The sequence below is a fragment of the Clostridium thailandense genome (assembly GCF_019207025.1).
In the GTDB taxonomy this organism is placed as follows: domain Bacteria; phylum Bacillota; class Clostridia; order Clostridiales; family Clostridiaceae; genus Clostridium_AM; species Clostridium_AM thailandense.
Genome location: NZ_JAEEGC010000170.1, coordinates 27,839 through 45,195 on the forward strand (window position 1 = coordinate 27,839; position 17,357 = coordinate 45,195).

The window sequence follows — 17,357 nt, forward strand, 5'->3', positions numbered from 1 at the left end:
AGAAGAATGATTACGGGTGAGTTAAATGAAGAGAATGATATTAGCAGAAAAGCCTTCAGTAGCTAGAAACATTGCTGAGGCACTTCAGTGTAAAACGAAAAAAACTGGATACATAGAAGGAGAAAACTATATAATAACATGGGCTTTCGGGCATCTATTAACGCTCTATGATTGTAAAGATTATGATCCTAAATTAGCATTATGGAGCTTTGAAAATTTTCCTTATATACCAGAAAAATTTAAATATAAAGTAAAAAACGATAGTAAAAACAGAAATATAGTGGACTCTGGTGCAAAAAAACAACTTGAAATAATAAAATATATTGTTAACAGAGATGATGTAGCAGATATAATTGCAGCTACAGACTTTGATAGAGAAGGAGAACTTATTGCTCTTCTTATCTTTAATTATCTCAATATATCCAAACCTATACATAGAATATTAATTAATGAATGGACTCCAACAGAAATAAAAAAAGGATTAAACAATCTAAAGAAAAATTCAGAAATGAAGCCTCTGCAGGATGCTGGTGTAAGCCGTCAACTGGCCGATTGGGTTATAGGAATAAATTTCACCTCTATAGCTACGATGAAATACACAAGAGGCAAGGGGAATCTATTAAATATAGGAAGAGTATTAATGCCAACCCTTAAAATGATATATGATAGAGAAATGCAAATAAAGAATTTTAAAGTGGAAGAGTTTTTTGAATTAATTGCAACCTTTAAAAATGAAGCAGGAACGTACAAAGGAAAGTTTTTTTATGGGAAAAAAGATAAATTTCCAAATAAGCAGAGTATAGAAAGACTTAAGGATGAAATACAAGGAAAAGATGGCATTATAACAGAAAAAACAGTAGAAATAAAAAAAGAAAATGCACCTAGCTTATTTAACTTAAGTAATTTACAGGGTTACGTGACAAGTAAATTCAAAGGGTTTACAGCAGACAAAGTATTAAAAGTAGCGCAAAGCTTATATGAAAAAAAGCATATTACTTATCCAAGAACAGAAAGTACAGCTTTAGAGGAAACTATAAAGGATAAGGCTAAAAATGTTCTAGAGGTATTAAAAAAGAATTTACCTTTTAAAGATGAAATAGTATTTAATGCTTCTAAAAAAGTGTTTAACAACGAAAAGGTAGAAAGCCATAGTGCTATTATACCAACTTATATTATTCCTAAAAATTTAACTGAAGATGAAAGAATCGTATATGATTCAATAAAAAACAGATTTATATCTCAATTTATGCCTTCAGCAGAATATGAAAATACAGAAATAATAACCAGTGTGCAAGGAGAAAATTACGAAAGATTGTTCTCCACTAAAGGAAAAATACTACGAGTTAAAGGATGGCTTAAACTTTATGATGAAGATAAAAAAGATGAGTTGCTGCCACCGGTTAATAAAAATGATGTAGTTAAAATGACAGAAATCAAAGTAGCATCAAAGAAAAGTAAACCTCCAGCACATCATACAGAAAAGACTCTATTAAAGGCTATGGAGACCTGCGGCAAAAACTCTAATTCAAATGACGAAGACGGAGAAGAAGAATCTTCTGTACTTTATGGGTATTCCATAGGGACCGCAGCTACAAGAGCTGAGACAATAAATAAACTTAAATATGCTGATTATATAACTACGAAAGGAAAGTCATTATTGATTACTGACAAGGGGATTAAACTTGTTGAAAATTTCCCTTTGAAAGAGTTGATGGATACAGATTACACTGGTAGATTAGAGAAAAAGTTATATGATGTTGAGAAGGGTAACTTTAAGAAGGAAGATTTCTTAAATGAAATCTTTGCTTTTACTAAAAATGGTGTAATAAAAATAAAAAAAATTAAAGCTGAATTAATATGTGATACTAGGGGAAATTAATATGTGAGGCGCCGCCGTGCTTAGAAATAAGCAAAGCTTCTGTCACAATTATCTATTTGGAATATTCCTATTATATTAAAAATAAAAAGTGTTAGGTATAAAATTAAATACCTAGCACTTTTTTAATTACACTCTTTATAAGGGACTATTTTATAACAAAAGCATATAGTTATAAATAAAACCTTTTAATTCTTCGAAACAATACTTGTAATTACTGGCTGCATTTTTTCGTTACTGCGAGTGGATTTTTCGAAAAACTTTATATACAAAATCGATAATGTAAATGCAACTGCAGCACCAACAATCTGCAATATTATAGTTTTTAGTTCGATTCTTTGAGCTATCATAGTTCCGAATATAGCTCCGATAAAAATTGATATTAACGGTAATATATAAACAATAAATGCAGCTTTTAACATATTTGTTTGTTTTATTTCAAAGGTAACACGCTGTCCGGCTTTAGCTCCCAATGGATTTAGTGCGTCTACAACCATAGCTTGATCTCCAGGGCACGCTCCGCAATTCTTACAATCTCCATGTCTATTTGTTTTAATTTTTGCAGTATTACCAGCAACTTCTATTACAGTGCCTTCCGATTCTGTTTTCATATCATTCAACTCCTTCAAAATATGTGTAATATATTTAATAATATAAGTATAAATAATAGTTATGTAGAAGTTATGAAGAAAATGTTATTTATTGGCTTTACTAAATTATATGAGTTTACAAAATTTTAAGTGACTACTTAGGATAAATAGAGCAGGTGAATTTCCTTTATTTTTTATTTATAAATATCAAACCCAAAATACAAAGAACTATTCCTAATATCTTATTAGGTCCAAAGCCTTCTTTAAAAAATAATATTCCTATTGGAATAAGTAAAAGTGCAAGAGTGATATTAGCTACCAAAGAGCCTACACTTATGTTCCATCCTGCGCGGTATGCCATTATATATCCAAATTCAAGTCCAACTATAGTAATTCCGAGTACTATACTAGTCCAATTTAAATCCTTAAAAGATTGAAAGAATCCTTTATCTGTCTTATAAAAGTTAAATGCAATAGCAGACATAAGTGCTGCAGTTAAATACGTGATAATCAATGAAGAAAAAGGATTGACCTTTGCAGGTACTAATTTAGAACATGTTTGATAAAAAATATTTGATGCTACTATAATACAAATAGGGAATATATACATAAACATAACTTTACCTCGCTTGTTAATTTAATTCTATTTTTTCTAGTTAAATTCTCTAAAGATCTTCATCACTAAGTGGATTAGAACGTACTGCTTCTCTTAATTTTTCATCATCAACATGAGTATAAATCTGAGTAGTAGATACATTTTCGTGACCTAATATTTTTTGAAGACTTCTTATATCTACATTTCCGTATTTATACATAAGAGTGGCAGCAGTGTGCCTTAGCTTATGTGGAGTATATTTATCCGTATCCAATTCGGCTTTTCCTAAATATTTTTTAAGCATCATTTCTACAGACCGTTTGTTTATTCTAGTATAATTCTTACTAATAAAAAGGGCATCTTTATCTCTAATTTTATCGTAATCTTGATTTCTGACCATCAAATAATTATGTATAGCTTTCATGCAAGCGTTATTTAAATAAACAGTTCTTTCTTTATTGCCTTTTCCTATAACAGTTAAAGTGTCTTCTTTAATTCTAGAAATGTCTATGCCGCACAATTCCGAAAGTCTTAACCCGCAGTTTAAAAACAGTGTTATTATACAGTAATCTCTTTCTTTGTATTTTCCATCTATACAATTCAAAAGAGCTTTACTTTCTTCTAAAGTAAGATAAATAGGGTTTCTTTTGCTTATTTTAGGTGATTCTAATTCTAAAGCAGGATTTTCATCTATTATCTTGGCTTTGCCATTAAGATACTTGAAGAAAGATTTCAATGTAGCGACTTTTCTAGCTCTAGCATAGCTGCCGTTATTTCTATAATTTTCTGCAAAAGATATAAAAGCGAACAAATCACTAAGTTTTATCTTCTTTATAAAAGAATCATCTATGTCATTTATTTTTATATTTTCGAACTCCTGGTCATTTGAAACTTTTCCTCTATAAAGTTTTAAAAATCTAAAAAACATAATGAGATCAACTTTATATCCATCAATAGTATTTTTAGACTTACCACGAATAGTGCCGAGGTAATTTAAAAAATTATTTAAGTGATCAGGAATATCTGGATCATATATATGGTTTAAATTGTAATGCATTTTGGCTTGTCCCCCTCTAAATTTCAATACAACTTCGCTAAATGTGTATTTAGCGAATATAATATTAGGCAAAATAGTATATAAATCCTTATGTTCTACATACTTTATTATACATTATTTAACGGATTCCTGCTAGTAGAACAATTCATGAGTACAGATATATCAACATCCGTACTCGGCATCATAGTGTTAATTAAAATACAATGCAATCAATCATTATTTCACTAACAAATTTCTTGTATATATTTGTAAAATCAATTCTTTATATTTCTACATCTAGATTTCAATTGATAATATTCTCAATTAGCATAAATCTATTTTCACGACAATTTAAATTCATTTTTCACTATATAAACTTTCATTTGTTGAGTTAAAATTCGTTAACGGTTATCAAATTATCATATTCCCACAATCTGGTGATAACTTTGTGGATTCATTTTTCTTCCATTTCCCCCACTCTTCCCTATGCGGTAGGTTACAAGAAATAATTTGTAATTTAAAGTCATTTCTTTAATTGTCATTGTCGTAAAACATTATACATTTATTTATAAAAATACAAAATAAAAATTCTCTAGTTGTATTTTTGTACAATTAAACAATTTTAAAAATTATTTTTTTGCCAGAAATCGTTTCGTTTCTTTCCTTCTAAACCTTAAACTTATTTACAGCTGTTTCGATTCTAACTTCAGATCAATCACATCTTGTCTTTAAATTTTTCTAGTTTATCAGATTTTTGATTCATAGCTATTAAAAAATAATGATAGATATTTTTAAAATGATATTTATAAGTCTGTTTAAATACCTTGAATTTATTCTAATCATTTTTATATAGTTAACATAATAATTAATATGTCATATACATGTAATATTAAAATGAATAATATTTTTATAATAAGGTAAAATATACAAATGTGAGTATTTGTTTTATATATTTTTATTTACTAATCAAAGGAGAAATTTAAATGAAAATCGGTATACCTAAAGGACTATTGTATTATAAATACCAACCATTTATTGAAACCTTTTTCACAGAATTAGGAGCAGAAATTGTAACCTCACCAGAAACTAATAAAAACATATTAGATATGGGCATAAAATATTGTGTAGATGAAGCCTGCTTACCTGTCAAGGTATTTCATGGCCACGTTGCATATATTAAAGATAGCTGCGATATACTATTTATTCCGCGAATCATGCAAATAAATCCCAAAGAATATATCTGTCCAAAATTTTGCGGTCTTCCAGAAATGGTGATAAACAATATACCCAATATGCCTAAAACTATTACCTCCCCTATTTATGCATTCTCGAAAAACAGCCTAAAGAGTTGGGTTAATGATACCGGATTTCTATTTACTAAGAATTATTTAAAAATCCAAAGAGCATATAATTCAGCTATAGATGCACAAAAAAATTATAAAGGTGGAATAAAAAACAGCGGATTTAAATTGAATGTAGCATTAGCAGGGCACCCTTATAATATCTATGACAAATTTATCAATATGGATGTAGTTAAAAAATTAAACAATTTGGGTATAGGAATAATAACAGAAGAAAATTTAGAAAACTCTTTTATAAAGAATCAAGTTAGATCTCTTTATAAAAAACCCTTTTGGACTTTTGCTAAAAATTCTTATGGCTTTTCAACTTATTTAGCCGAGACAAATAAAATAGATGGGATAGTATATATATCTTCTTTTGCTTGTGGAATTGACTCTGTAGTAATAGAGCTCATAAAAGATAAACTGAATAATTTTCCGTTTCTTATTTTAAAGATCGATGAACATACTGGTGAAGCAGGTTTTAACACAAGATTAGAGGCCTTTGCAGATATGCTTGAAAGGAGGTGTAATTTACATGAAAATAACCTTTCCTCATCTTGGTAATACATATTTCGCGGCTAAAGCTTTATTTGATGGTTTAGGAGTAGATTATGTTATACCACCTTTGAGCAACAAAGCAGCTCTAGAGATAGGCTCTTTATATTCTCCAGACGAAATATGTTTACCTTTTAAAATAATGATAGGCAACTATATTGAGAGTATCAAACAAGGGGCCGATACCATCTTGTTTGTAGGGAGTTGTGGTCCTTGTAGATTTGGAGAATATTGCGAGTTACAAATGAAATTACTAAAAAAATTAGGACATAATTTAAATTTTATAATAATGGATAACCCAAGAGACATAGGAATAAAAGAACTTTTCAATAGAATTAACTCGGTTTTATCTGCTAGCAGTCGCAATAAAAAAGAACAACTTAAGGCTATTTACTATGCTGTAAAAATTATAAATCAAATAGATGATATAGAAAGCACTGCTCGATATCTTGCTGGATATGAATTAAATAAAGGAGAGTGTAAACAACTTTTAAGTCGTTGTAAAGCAGAAGCGTTAAAAATTGATATTCCAGAACAAATGTTTGAGCACTTTAAAAAATACAAACATTTATTAGATTCCGTGCCTATTGACAAAGAAAAAAATCCAATCAAAATTGCCATTGTAGGTGAAATTTATACTATAATCGAACCTTTTTCAAGTTTTTATATCGAAGATAAGTTAATGGATTATGGAATTTCAACCAAAAGGCATCTCACGCCAAGCTGGTGGTTTAAGAATATGGCATTGACTAAATTTAAAATAAATTCCTTAGATATACGAAAAGCCTCAAAGGAATATCTTCCACTGTATATTGGTGGTCATGCAAGAGAATGTATCGGTGAAACTATACTGGCTAAGAAACATAATTTTGACGGAGCAATTCAAATATTTCCTATGGGATGTATGCCAGAAATTGTTTCAAAAGCAATACTTCCATCTATATCTAAAGATAAAGACTTTCCTATTTTAACTTTAGTTGTAGATGAATTGACTGGTGATGCTGGATATGTAACTAGGATTGAGGCATTTTTAGATTTACTTGAAAGGAGAAAGAAAAATGTATTATATGGGAGTTGATGTTGGCTCTGTAAGCACCGATATCGTACTTGTAGACAGTAATATAAATATTGTAGACTCATTATATTTAAGAACTAAAGGAAGACCAATAAACGCTATACAAGAAGGTTTTAAGCTATTACAAAGTAAATACGATACAAAACAAATTAAAGCTGTTGGAACAACAGGCAGTGGAAGACAAATCGCATCATTTTTAATCGGTGCCGATGTTGTCAAAAATGAAATAACAGCTCATGCTGTTGCATCCCTTGAAAATAACAAAAATGTCAGAACTATAATTGAAATTGGCGGTCAGGATTCAAAAATAATAATTTTAAACAATGGAATCGTAACAGATTTTGCAATGAATACAGTATGCGCTGCCGGAACTGGTTCTTTTCTCGACAGACAGGCTGAAAGACTTGATATTCCTATTGAAGAGTTTGGAAATTACGCTCTACAAGCTAAGAATTCAGTTAGAATAGCCGGAAGATGTGCCGTTTTCGCCGAGTCAGACATGATACATAAACAACAACTGGGATATAGTGATAAGGATATTATTAAAGGTCTTTGTGATGCTCTTGTCAGAAATTATCTTAATAATGTTGCTAAAGGAAAAGAAATAAAATCAGAGATATTCTTTCAAGGAGGTGTAGCCGCTAATATAGGCATGAAAGCTTCTTTTGAGGAAGCTTTAGGATGTGATGTAACAATTCCAGACAACTACAAAGTTATGGGAGCTATTGGTTCTGCAATTTTAGCTAAAGAGCATTTGGAGAAAACAAATGAAAAAACCAAATTTAAAGGCTTTGATTTAGCCGATATAGAATTCATCTCCAAAAGCTTCGAATGTACAGGATGCCCTAATGGCTGTGAGGTAGTAAAAATATTAGGTAGTGAAACGATTGTTGGATATTTCGGCGATAGATGCGGAAAATGGAGCGGCAGTGTATTAGCGGTTTAAAGGCTTTTCTATAAAATTACACATTATCTAGAGAGGATGTTGTAGATTGAATATTGACGAATTATTGATATGTCCAAAATGTAACAATAACTCTTTTAATATAAAAAGAGAAGCTACATATGTATACACTTATAAGCTTAATACACCAGATACAAAATTACGCAGTGATAATAAATCAGCTCTACCCTTTCTATTTGACAATAGAGAAAAGACTTGTTCAAAAGAATATCTAGAATGTACTAAGTGCGGTGCGCATTATCCGTGCCCCTTTTTTACAGATACAGAAAAAATTGATTTAACTATTTTACAAAAAGCTATACGTTCCGATTTCAAGGATGAACCTGAATTCTTTGGGTAAATAAATGTATTTTAACATTTATTTAAAGAATTTATATACTATAATAAAATAAAGTTAACAAAATTGTTATATTATCAATATAATAATGTAAATATTATTGATGGACTTTAGAATTAAATCTAAGGAGAGATATATTATGCAAAGTATCACGTATGGAGATGTATCTTTTAAATCAATGATCCAAATTATTAAAAAATATATTCAAAGTGATCAAAGCCGTAAGTATGAAATAGCTATAGGAACCGACTCACAAAACTTTGATATTACAAAGGTAGTTGTGGTTGTAGCTATTTGGAGAGTTGGAAATGGTGGTATATTTTTTTATGATATTAAACGTGTGAATAAGATATCTAACCTAAGACAAAAAATTTTTTACGAAACTAGTTTAAGCATTGAACTAGCTCAGCGATTATCAGAAAAGTTCAATGAGGAAGACTTTAAATGTGATATAAGTATCCATGTAGATGTAGGTGATGATGGATTAACCTCCAAAATGATACCTGAAATAGTAGGATGGGTTAAGAGCTGTGGTTTTACTTGTAATGTGAAACCTTATTCCTATGCCGCTTCCAGCATAGCAAATAAATATTCAAAGTAATTTCTACGTTAACTAAATCAGATGTCAACTTAACTAAATTTGTTATGTTAACATCTGATTTAGTTTATAACATTATATTGATCTTACATTATTACATCAAAATTTTTTATGAATTACATTTATTATTGGAAACATACCAATAAGCAAACCCAACAAATATCATGCCACCAATAATATTACCAAGAGTTACCGCTGTTAAATTATAGGCTAATCCACTTAAAGATATTGGAACTTTATGTGGTAGCAACAAAGATATGGATAAGAGGGTCATATTAGCTATACTGTGTTCAAAACCTGAAGTTATAAATGCAAATAAACACCAAAATATCATAATAAGCTTTGCTGTTTCTTCTTTTAATTTAAAAGAACACCATACTGCTAAACAAACAAGTATATTACACAAAATTCCTCTAATTAGTAATTCCATAAATGGTGCAGACATCTTTGCCGCCGAAATCTTAAATATAAAATCCGCTGTAGGCCCTTTTGCAAGTCCAGAATATGCAAAAAGTAAGGCTAAGACTATTGATCCAATGAAATTTCCTAGATAACTAAAGAACCATACGCTAAACAATGATTTCAACTTAATCTTTTTCTCTAAAACACCAATTGTCATAACCATATTGTTTCCGGTGAACAGCTCAGAGCCTGCCATAATTACAAGACTTAAAGCAATTCCAAAGGAAACTCCCATCATTATCTTAGTGCTTGGCGAATTTACAGCAGATAGCATACCGCCAATAGTAAAAATTAATAAAATGCCAAACCCAACAAACATGCCTGCTAGAGCAGATGCTATTAAATATTTACCTTTTTCATTTTTTACAAAATTAGCTTTTTTTACAGATGCTTCACTTATTTTAATTATTTCTTCTTTGAACACTAGCAACACTCCTTTATATTGTTATATATTTAACATAACATCTTTATCAAAAAAATAATGTGATAATTATCACATTATTTAAAAATTGATTAAAAATTTTTCGTTAAATAAAAAGAGCTGCCATTTATTAATGACAACTCAAATTCTATTATTTCTTTTCTTTCATTTCTTCATAACTAACATCCTCTAAATATGTTTCTTTAGTATCTTCAATTTTATCTTTATTTATATCATCAATATTAGCCTTTATTGAATCAAACATTGTTTGAAGTGTTTTGCTGGCAAAGGTCTCCAGTTCACCAAATATTTCTTCTGCACCCTTTAATTTTGACACAAATATATCTATCTGATGATTAGAAATATTCTTCACTACTTTGCTCACAATAAACTCTGAATTTTCATCCTCAGGAAGAATTACATAGTCACCTGCTTGTAGTGTTAGATAAATTAGATCCTCAGTCTCAATCCCTATTAGCAAATCTTCATAACTATCATCCACATCTTCATATAATAAATAAAAATTAAATATTGTTTTCATATAAGACTCTTCCTCCTCGAACTATATAAAATTAGGCAGCTCAGCATTTCACATGATCAGAAACCACCACACTCATATTATATTAATCTTGTATTAAAGATGTGTATATAATCTACTGCCTAATTAATATAGTTCTATGTTTCACTTAATTCAGAGGAGTTAACAACAAATTCTTAAAAAAATCCATAAGTTTAGAAATTTCTAAGTATAACTTTTTCAAATAGAAATGCTGCTACCATAATTAATATAACTACTATAAAAAGAATTAACAAAAGTCTTTCTTTCTCCTTTTTCTTCTTCTTTTTATTACGCATTTGTCTCTTGTTTATTATCTCCATTAATATCCCACCCTTTTATACCATTGTATAAATACAATTATATATGGTTATTTATGGAAATTCAATGCTTTATATTTTTAATAAGTTATTTTAGATAAGCAAATATATAATTAAACTGCCAAAGTTGTATGTAGATAACCGCACAAGATACTTACCATATAGCTATAGTAATAATTTCGTTATATAAATTTCTTTATGATTTTTTAAATCCAAGAATTCTGATCCATCAAATAAAAGAGGACGGGATATTTCATCTGAATTAATTCCTATTACTGTACATATTTTATTTGTATTTAGCAGAACACTTTCACCCATGAGAAAAGTTAGCACATGTTCTATAAATACTTTGCAATACTCATAATCCAGTTTTCCTAAGCTTTCTCTTTTTAGCGTTGCTAATGCTTCAAAAGGTCCTAGACTTTTTCGATATATTCTATCAGAATTTATCGCATCAAAAGTATCTGCAATGGCAATTATTTTTGCAAAAGGATGAATTTTATCTGCTTTAACCCCAAGAGGATAACCACTACCATCTAATCTTTCATGATGCATAAGTACCCCATATATTATAGATGGATCTATGGAAGTTATACCTTTTAGGGAATTATATATATAAACAGGATGTTTTTTTATTTCAATCCAATCTTCACTTTTTAAAGGTAATATTTTATTTAGTATTTTACTATCAACTTTTGTCTTTCCAAAATCATGTAGTATAGCTGCATGATTTAAAAGATTTATTTCATTTTCGCTAAATCCAAGCCACTTACCAAGAACAGAGCTTAAAGCTGTTACATTTACAGAATGCCTGTATATTACATCTTCTCCACTGCCAGATAATATTACATTTTTTATAATGGATTTTGTTGAATTCAATTCTTCTCTAATTTTTTGAGCAAAAGTAGTTACTTCTTGAGTATTAGTTGTGATGTTTTCTTCTACATTGTTGAATATACCCTTTATATCAACTGAAAGTTTAATGAAAATCTCTTCTATTTCTTCTACACTTTTATTTTGGTAAAACTTAAGAGTGTCCGCACCATCACTATAAATAGCAACTTTACCATAAAAATATACTTCTTTCAACTTGTCTATTATTATGCCCGTAAGTTTAGTTCCTTCATTTAATAATAGTATACCATCTGCCCTAAGTTCCTCTGCTACCACCATATCTGGTTTTAGTTCACTAAGAGTTAAAAATATTTTCTTTTTGGTCATGTTTATAATCCCCCTATGCATGGCAAATATTAAAGATAAAATGTTAAAGTCGTTTTATTTTATCTATATTCGACAACAATTTATATTTCCCTTTAGTTTTAAATAAAAACTTTATTTAAAATCAAATTTTTATTAACATTCCAACTTATGATTTATTCTACTTAGTTAGTCATAATTTTTATTATGTAAACATTATATCCATATAAAACTTTTAAACTTCTTAAATAAAAAACTCAATACCTCAAGAGTACTGAGTTCTAAAATATAATAATTCTATTATACAATCTACTTACCTCTAAAATATAGAGATAATTCATCTGGATTTCTCACTATCATTCTTTTACCAGAAAACTTTATCATTCCTTTTTTCTCGAAATTATTTATGCACCTTGAAATAGTTTCTCTTGTACTGCCAAGCATATCTGCTAAGTAAGTTATACTTATATTTAAATTTATTAAGACTCCATCTTCAGTTGATACTCCGTAGTCCCTACATAACTTCCAAAGCTTAGCAGCTAGTTTCTTATCCATTTTTATTGGAACAGTATTTTTGAGTTGTCTATAAAGCCTCCTAATTTTCTTTGACATTGAGGTAATTATAATTTTAGATAAGTTAAAATCTTTAGACATTATTTCTAATAAATCTTTTTTTAGTAAGTAAATAACATAACTATTTTCAAAGGCCTCACAATTTATAGATGCAGATAGGCTGTCAAAAATAACTTCATTTATAAATTCACCTTGACCTAAAATATATATAACTCTTTTCTGACCTTCTTCTGAGTTTCTAAACATAGTCACTTTTCCTCTTAAAACTATATATATTTTATCCACTTCTTCTCTTTCCGCAAACAGGAGCTCTCCCTTATCTAGTTTTATTTTTACTGACTTTGTTAATAATTCTTCCTTGATAAAATCATCTAAATCATCGAAAACACTTAATTGCTTTAAATCTTCATAAGTAACTTTCCCCATATTATATCACCCTTACATTACATAAAACATTAATATCTATTTTAAGAAAATGCATACTAATTATTAATAATGTATGTTTTTCCATGTTTAGCTCTAGCTGCTAATTATAATTTTCTCATTTTTGACATCTACAATTATTTTTTTATCTTGAGGTATTTCTTCAAACAATATCTTATCTACAAAATAAGGCTTAATTTCCTTTTGTACTAATCTATTTATTTCTCTTGCACCATAATCAGAATTTAATCCTTTTTGTGCAAGCCAAGTATAACAGTCATCAGTTACACTAATTTCTATATTTTTGTTTTTTAATTTTTCTTCAAATTCACTTATAGCCTTCTTAGCTACTAAAACAGCCATATTTTCATCCATTCTGTTGAAAATAATTATTTCATCTAATCTATTTCTGAATTCTGGTGAAAAAACTTTTTCAACTTCCGTATCTATAGCATCAAGGCTAACTTTTCTGTTCCCAAATCCCATAAGAGACTTTCCAATAGCTCCTGCTCCGGCGTTAGATGTCATAATTAATATTACATTTCTGAAGTCTGTCTTTCTTCCTGTACTATCTGTTACTGTTGCATAATCCATTAATTGAAGCAGGATATTCAATACATCTTGATGAACTTTTTCAATTTCATCTAAAAGAAGCACACAATAAGGTGTTTTTCTTATGGCATCTGTTAAAAGTCCACCTTCTTCATATCCTACATATCCTGGAGGAGCTCCAATAAGCCTCGCAACTGTGTGTTTTTCCTGATATTCACTCATATCAAACCTAACTAAAGGAACATTTAAAGATTTTGCAAGCTGTTTACAAATTTCAGTTTTTCCTACTCCTGTAGTTCCAACGAATAATAGATTAGCAACCGTTCTGTTTTCATCATTAAAACCAGCACGTGACCTTTTAATAGAACTTACAATTGTTTCTATCGCTTTATCCTGACCAAATATTTTTTTCTTCAAATTGAGTTCTAAATGTTTGAGTAATTCTAACTCATTTGAAGAGATACTTTGCTCTGGTACCTTAGCTATAGATGAAACTATTTTTTCTATAGCTTTTGAATCAATACTAACTGTATTCTCATCTTCTGCATGTAGTCTAGCATAAGCTCCAGCCTCATCGATAACATCTATAGCTTTATCTGGAAGGTATCTATCATTAATATACTTCGTAGAAAGTTCTACTGCTGCTGTTAACGCTTCTTTAGTATATTTTACATTATGAAACTTTTCATAGTTTTCTTTTATTCCCATTAGGATATTATAAGTATCTGTTATGGAAGGCTCTGACACCTCAATTTTTTGAAATCTTCTAGATAAAGCTTTGTCTTTTTCAAAAATCTTTTTATATTCGTCATAGGTTGTAGATCCGATAAATCTTATCTTACCTTCCGCTAAAAAGGGTTTAAGTATATTAGATGCATCCAAAGCTCCACCAGAAACTGAACCTGCACCTATTATAGTATGTATCTCATCTATATAGACAATGGGTTTCTCGTCTTTAGAAATAGTTTTAAGTACTTTCTTAATTCTTTCCTCGAAATCTCCTCTATATTTTGTTCCTGCAAGCATAGCACCTAAGTCAAGAGAATATATTTTGCTTCCTTTAAGTGATTTAGATACTTTATCTTCTGCTATCAATTTTGCTAATCCTTGTGTAATAGCAGTCTTTCCTACTCCAGGATCACCTACATGTATAGGGTTATTCTTAAGTCTTCTAGATAATATTTGAATAGTTCTATCAAGGACATCATCTCTACCAATTAACGAGTCTATTTTTCCTTCTCTTGCTTTTTCCGTAAGTTCAACTGCAAATTCATTCAATATGTTTCTACTACTAGTATTCTCTTCATCAAGAATACTATCAAAATCCTCCTCAAAAGATTCCTCAACCTCAAAATCTATTTCTGATATACCATGAGTTACATAGTTTAATATATCTAATCTTTTTATACCTTGTTTTTTTAAATAATAACTAGCAAAGCTTTCTGGTTCATCATATATAGATACAAAAATATCTCCAAGCTTAATTGTATCTTTATCTGCTGCTAGCACATGCTCTCCAGCAGCTGTTAATATATTTTGAACTCCAATAGTTTCTACTGGTTCGTTTTCTTCTATTGTATCAATATTTTCCTTTAAATACTTAGCTAACTCACTTTTTAACTTTTCTACATCTCCTCCTATAGCTTCTATTATATTCTTTCCTTCTTTAAAAAAAAGTAATGCATATAATATATGTTCAGGAGTGAAATATTCATGTTTTGAATATTTTGCTTCGTTATAAGCAGCAGAAATAACCTCATTCACTATTAAATCTAATTTCATATTTACTCCTCTTCCATACTAAATTTTAGCGGAAAGCCACTTTCTTCCGCCATAGTCATAGCTTGTACTGTTTTGGTTGCTGCTATATCATAGGAATATATACCTGCAACCCCAACTCCTTTTTTATGTACATCATACATAATTTGCGTAGCCTCAACTACTTCCTTTTTAAAAACTTTAACAAGTACTTTTATGACAAAATCCATTGTTGTATAGTCATCATTATGAATAAGTACTTTATACATTTTAGGCTTTGCAAATTTAATCTTAGTTTCTTCTTTTAAATCAAATTTTTGAGACATTTTAACAACTCCATAAAATAACATATTATATTCAAGATTATTTTAACATATACATTTTAAATTTAACAACGCATTATACAATAGCCTCTGTAATTTACCCTAAAATAAACTATAAACATCAAAAGCAAATTTTAAATTATTTTCCTTTTATAATTCCTATGGCTATCCCTATAATATTTGTTCCATCATCAGTTACGGGTATTGGACTAAACCTACTGTTCTCAGGCATTAGATTAATGCCTTCTTTACTTATAGAAAGTCGCTTCAATGTGGCACTTCCATCTATTTCTACTGCAACTATATCTTTATTTTGAGCAGAATACTGCTTTCTTATAACTACATAATCGCCGTCAAAAATGTTAGCACCAATCATGCTCTCACCTTTAACTTTTAATATAAAGCAGTCATTTATACCTTTAAGCCAATATTTTGGCATATAAAATTTATTCTCTATGTCAGAATTTATTAATATAGGCTCTCCAGCAGCAATATCATTATAAACCGCTAGTTCTCTCAACTCATCCTTTTCATATTCATACTCCTTATCTTCTTCTTTTACTATAACATCACATATATCGTTTATATCTCTAATAAAATTAAACTTTCTATTATGTCTTATATCATGATATTCAAAAGTTTCAATTGAATATCTATCCTCATAATTTTCAGTTTCACTTTTTATATTAGTTTTTAACTCTAAATCAGATTTATATGTGTTTTTTAGATTATAAGTTTTAATTTTACCATCTACTCCAATTCTATTCAACTTTTTTCCTTTTATAAACCATGCATTACGATTTAAACTAATATCTTTGTTATCTACCAGTGTCATACTGAAATATGCTTTTCTATATAATAATAATTTTATAATTTCAAATTGAACCTTTGTAAAGTTTTGAAATTCGTCTATTATTATGTGAGTAAACTTATCATTAGAAGTTTTTACTTGCTCCAAAGCTATAATGTCTATATCTTCACAATCAATACTTTTACTCTTTTCCAAAATTTCATTATATAAAAGCATAAGATTAAAAATGGCTTCTCTTGTATTTGAATTTTTGAAAATTCTAGAAGGACCTTCTCCTTTTTTTACTTTTCTTCCTGTCCTTTCAGCATTTTGATATTCCTCTAAAGTAGTATAATTACAACATTTAATCCAACTGATTTCATCAATAAAAAATCTTGTATATTTTTCGTGCAAAAATTTTATATTCTTATAATTTTTCTTTACATCGTGTAAGCACTTACTTATTATATTTATTTTTTCAGTATCACTAATTATATTATATTTATTCTTTTTTCTGTTTAAATTAAAATATTTATAAACAATTTCTTTAATACTATAAAAGCTCAAATTGTCCTCTCTTTTGGAAAATAACGTTGAATATTCTGTTTCACTTTCAGATGATATTTTATTATACATAATTTGAGCAGTTTGAATGTCTTTATTACTATCTGATACTATCAGTATCTTATCGTCCTCATATAAACAGTATTGATTTTTCAAATATATAGCTCTATGTACTGCTGCTGTGGTTTTTCCTGATGAAGTTTTTCCTTTTAATAAATTGATTCCTAATTGCTTGCTTAATACTAATTTCTTTTGAACTGTATCTAACTCCACCCTTTCACCTCCAAATCAGGAATATAAATTAATACATATATTATAACTCAACTATTACTATAATGGTTATAAAATATTTCATTGTTAATGAAATTTAAGATTGGTAATTATAAATTTTAAAAAGAGGATTTTTAATATGTTTGGCTTAATTATAAAATAAAGGGGCTGTCCTGAAA

General features: G+C 29.0%; 17 protein-coding genes and 1 pseudogene. 6 read left to right on the plus strand and 12 right to left on the minus strand.

What is annotated here, in order from left to right; genetic code table 11:
* Positions 1 to 25: 25 nt before the first annotated feature.
* Positions 26 to 1,879 carry a type IA DNA topoisomerase gene (locus tag I6U48_RS25965; RefSeq protein ID WP_218323391.1) on the plus strand — a complete coding sequence of 618 codons (1,854 nt, stop codon included), beginning with the start codon at positions 26 to 28 and terminating at the stop codon, positions 1,877 to 1,879.
* A gap of 185 nt (positions 1,880 to 2,064) precedes the next feature.
* On the opposite strand, the gene I6U48_RS25970 is transcribed toward I6U48_RS25965, so the two are convergent.
* The 4 genes and pseudogenes from I6U48_RS25970 to I6U48_RS30590 form a co-directional block, all read right to left on the minus strand.
* Positions 2,065 to 2,487, minus strand: coding sequence for a SoxR reducing system RseC family protein (locus I6U48_RS25970; RefSeq protein WP_218323392.1), 423 nt, complete (start codon positions 2,485 to 2,487; stop codon positions 2,065 to 2,067).
* A 166-nt stretch (positions 2,488 to 2,653) separates the two neighbouring features.
* On the minus strand, positions 2,654 to 3,082 hold the full coding sequence (locus I6U48_RS25975) for an EamA family transporter (RefSeq protein ID WP_218323393.1): 429 nt from the start codon (positions 3,080 to 3,082) through the stop codon (positions 2,654 to 2,656).
* Between the two features lie 49 nt (positions 3,083 to 3,131).
* Positions 3,132 to 3,797 carry a tyrosine recombinase XerC gene (locus I6U48_RS25980; protein WP_376774605.1) on the minus strand — a complete coding sequence of 222 codons (666 nt, stop codon included), beginning with the start codon at positions 3,795 to 3,797 and terminating at the stop codon, positions 3,132 to 3,134.
* 36 nt (positions 3,798 to 3,833) lie between these two features.
* A pseudogene (locus I6U48_RS30590) lies at positions 3,834 to 4,013 on the minus strand (recombinase XerC); the annotation flags it as partial.
* Between the two features lie 1,067 nt (positions 4,014 to 5,080).
* Here I6U48_RS30590 and I6U48_RS25985 point away from each other — a divergent pair.
* The 5 genes from I6U48_RS25985 (at position 5,081) to I6U48_RS26005 (ending at position 8,972) form a co-directional block, all read left to right on the plus strand.
* Positions 5,081 to 6,004: an acyl-CoA dehydratase activase-related protein gene (locus I6U48_RS25985; protein ID WP_218323396.1), complete on the plus strand. Its 924-nt coding sequence runs from the start codon at positions 5,081 to 5,083 to the stop codon at positions 6,002 to 6,004.
* A complete protein-coding gene (locus I6U48_RS25990) occupies positions 5,976 to 7,073 on the plus strand; it encodes an acyl-CoA dehydratase activase-related protein (protein ID WP_218323397.1) in 1,098 nt (365 codons plus the stop codon). The genes I6U48_RS25985 and I6U48_RS25990 overlap by 29 nt, the downstream gene beginning before the upstream one ends.
* Positions 7,054 to 8,016, plus strand: a complete 963-nt coding sequence (locus I6U48_RS25995; RefSeq protein WP_218323398.1) for an acyl-CoA dehydratase activase — start codon at positions 7,054 to 7,056, stop codon at positions 8,014 to 8,016. The genes I6U48_RS25990 and I6U48_RS25995 overlap by 20 nt, the downstream gene beginning before the upstream one ends.
* 46 nt (positions 8,017 to 8,062) lie before the next feature.
* The gene (locus I6U48_RS26000; RefSeq protein WP_246615562.1) at positions 8,063 to 8,374 is read left to right on the plus strand and encodes a hypothetical protein; all 312 of its coding nucleotides are present in this window, start codon (positions 8,063 to 8,065) and stop codon (positions 8,372 to 8,374) included.
* A 136-nt stretch (positions 8,375 to 8,510) separates the two neighbouring features.
* Positions 8,511 to 8,972 carry a ribonuclease H-like YkuK family protein gene (locus I6U48_RS26005; RefSeq protein WP_218323399.1) on the plus strand — a complete coding sequence of 154 codons (462 nt, stop codon included), beginning with the start codon at positions 8,511 to 8,513 and terminating at the stop codon, positions 8,970 to 8,972.
* A 106-nt stretch (positions 8,973 to 9,078) separates the two neighbouring features.
* Here the strand turns inward: I6U48_RS26005 and I6U48_RS26010 are convergent, their stop codons facing one another.
* The 8 genes from I6U48_RS26010 to I6U48_RS30390 all read right to left on the minus strand — a co-directional run bounded on the left by I6U48_RS26010 (position 9,079) and on the right by I6U48_RS30390 (position 17,181).
* Positions 9,079 to 9,855: a formate/nitrite transporter family protein gene (locus I6U48_RS26010; RefSeq protein WP_218323400.1), complete on the minus strand. Its 777-nt coding sequence runs from the start codon at positions 9,853 to 9,855 to the stop codon at positions 9,079 to 9,081.
* A 148-nt stretch (positions 9,856 to 10,003) separates the two neighbouring features.
* On the minus strand, positions 10,004 to 10,393 hold the full coding sequence (locus I6U48_RS26015; protein WP_218323401.1) for a hypothetical protein: 390 nt from the start codon (positions 10,391 to 10,393) through the stop codon (positions 10,004 to 10,006).
* Between the two features lie 191 nt (positions 10,394 to 10,584).
* A complete protein-coding gene (locus I6U48_RS26020) occupies positions 10,585 to 10,731 on the minus strand; it encodes a hypothetical protein (RefSeq protein ID WP_218323402.1) in 147 nt (48 codons plus the stop codon).
* 162 nt (positions 10,732 to 10,893) lie between these two features.
* The gene (locus I6U48_RS26025) at positions 10,894 to 11,949 is read right to left on the minus strand and encodes an HD-GYP domain-containing protein (protein WP_218323404.1); all 1,056 of its coding nucleotides are present in this window, start codon (positions 11,947 to 11,949) and stop codon (positions 10,894 to 10,896) included.
* A gap of 285 nt (positions 11,950 to 12,234) precedes the next feature.
* Positions 12,235 to 12,924, minus strand: a complete 690-nt coding sequence (locus tag I6U48_RS26030; protein ID WP_218323405.1) for a Crp/Fnr family transcriptional regulator — start codon at positions 12,922 to 12,924, stop codon at positions 12,235 to 12,237.
* A gap of 93 nt (positions 12,925 to 13,017) precedes the next feature.
* On the minus strand, positions 13,018 to 15,255 hold the full coding sequence (gene clpA / locus I6U48_RS26035; protein WP_218323406.1) for an ATP-dependent Clp protease ATP-binding subunit ClpA: 2,238 nt from the start codon (positions 15,253 to 15,255) through the stop codon (positions 13,018 to 13,020).
* 2 nt (positions 15,256 to 15,257) lie between these two features.
* A complete protein-coding gene (locus I6U48_RS26040) occupies positions 15,258 to 15,557 on the minus strand; it encodes an ATP-dependent Clp protease adaptor ClpS (protein WP_218323408.1) in 300 nt (99 codons plus the stop codon).
* A gap of 136 nt (positions 15,558 to 15,693) precedes the next feature.
* Entirely contained in the window at positions 15,694 to 17,181 is a 1,488-nt protein-coding gene (locus tag I6U48_RS30390) for a S24 family peptidase (protein WP_218323409.1), read from the minus strand.
* Positions 17,182 to 17,357: the final 176 nt, after the last annotated feature.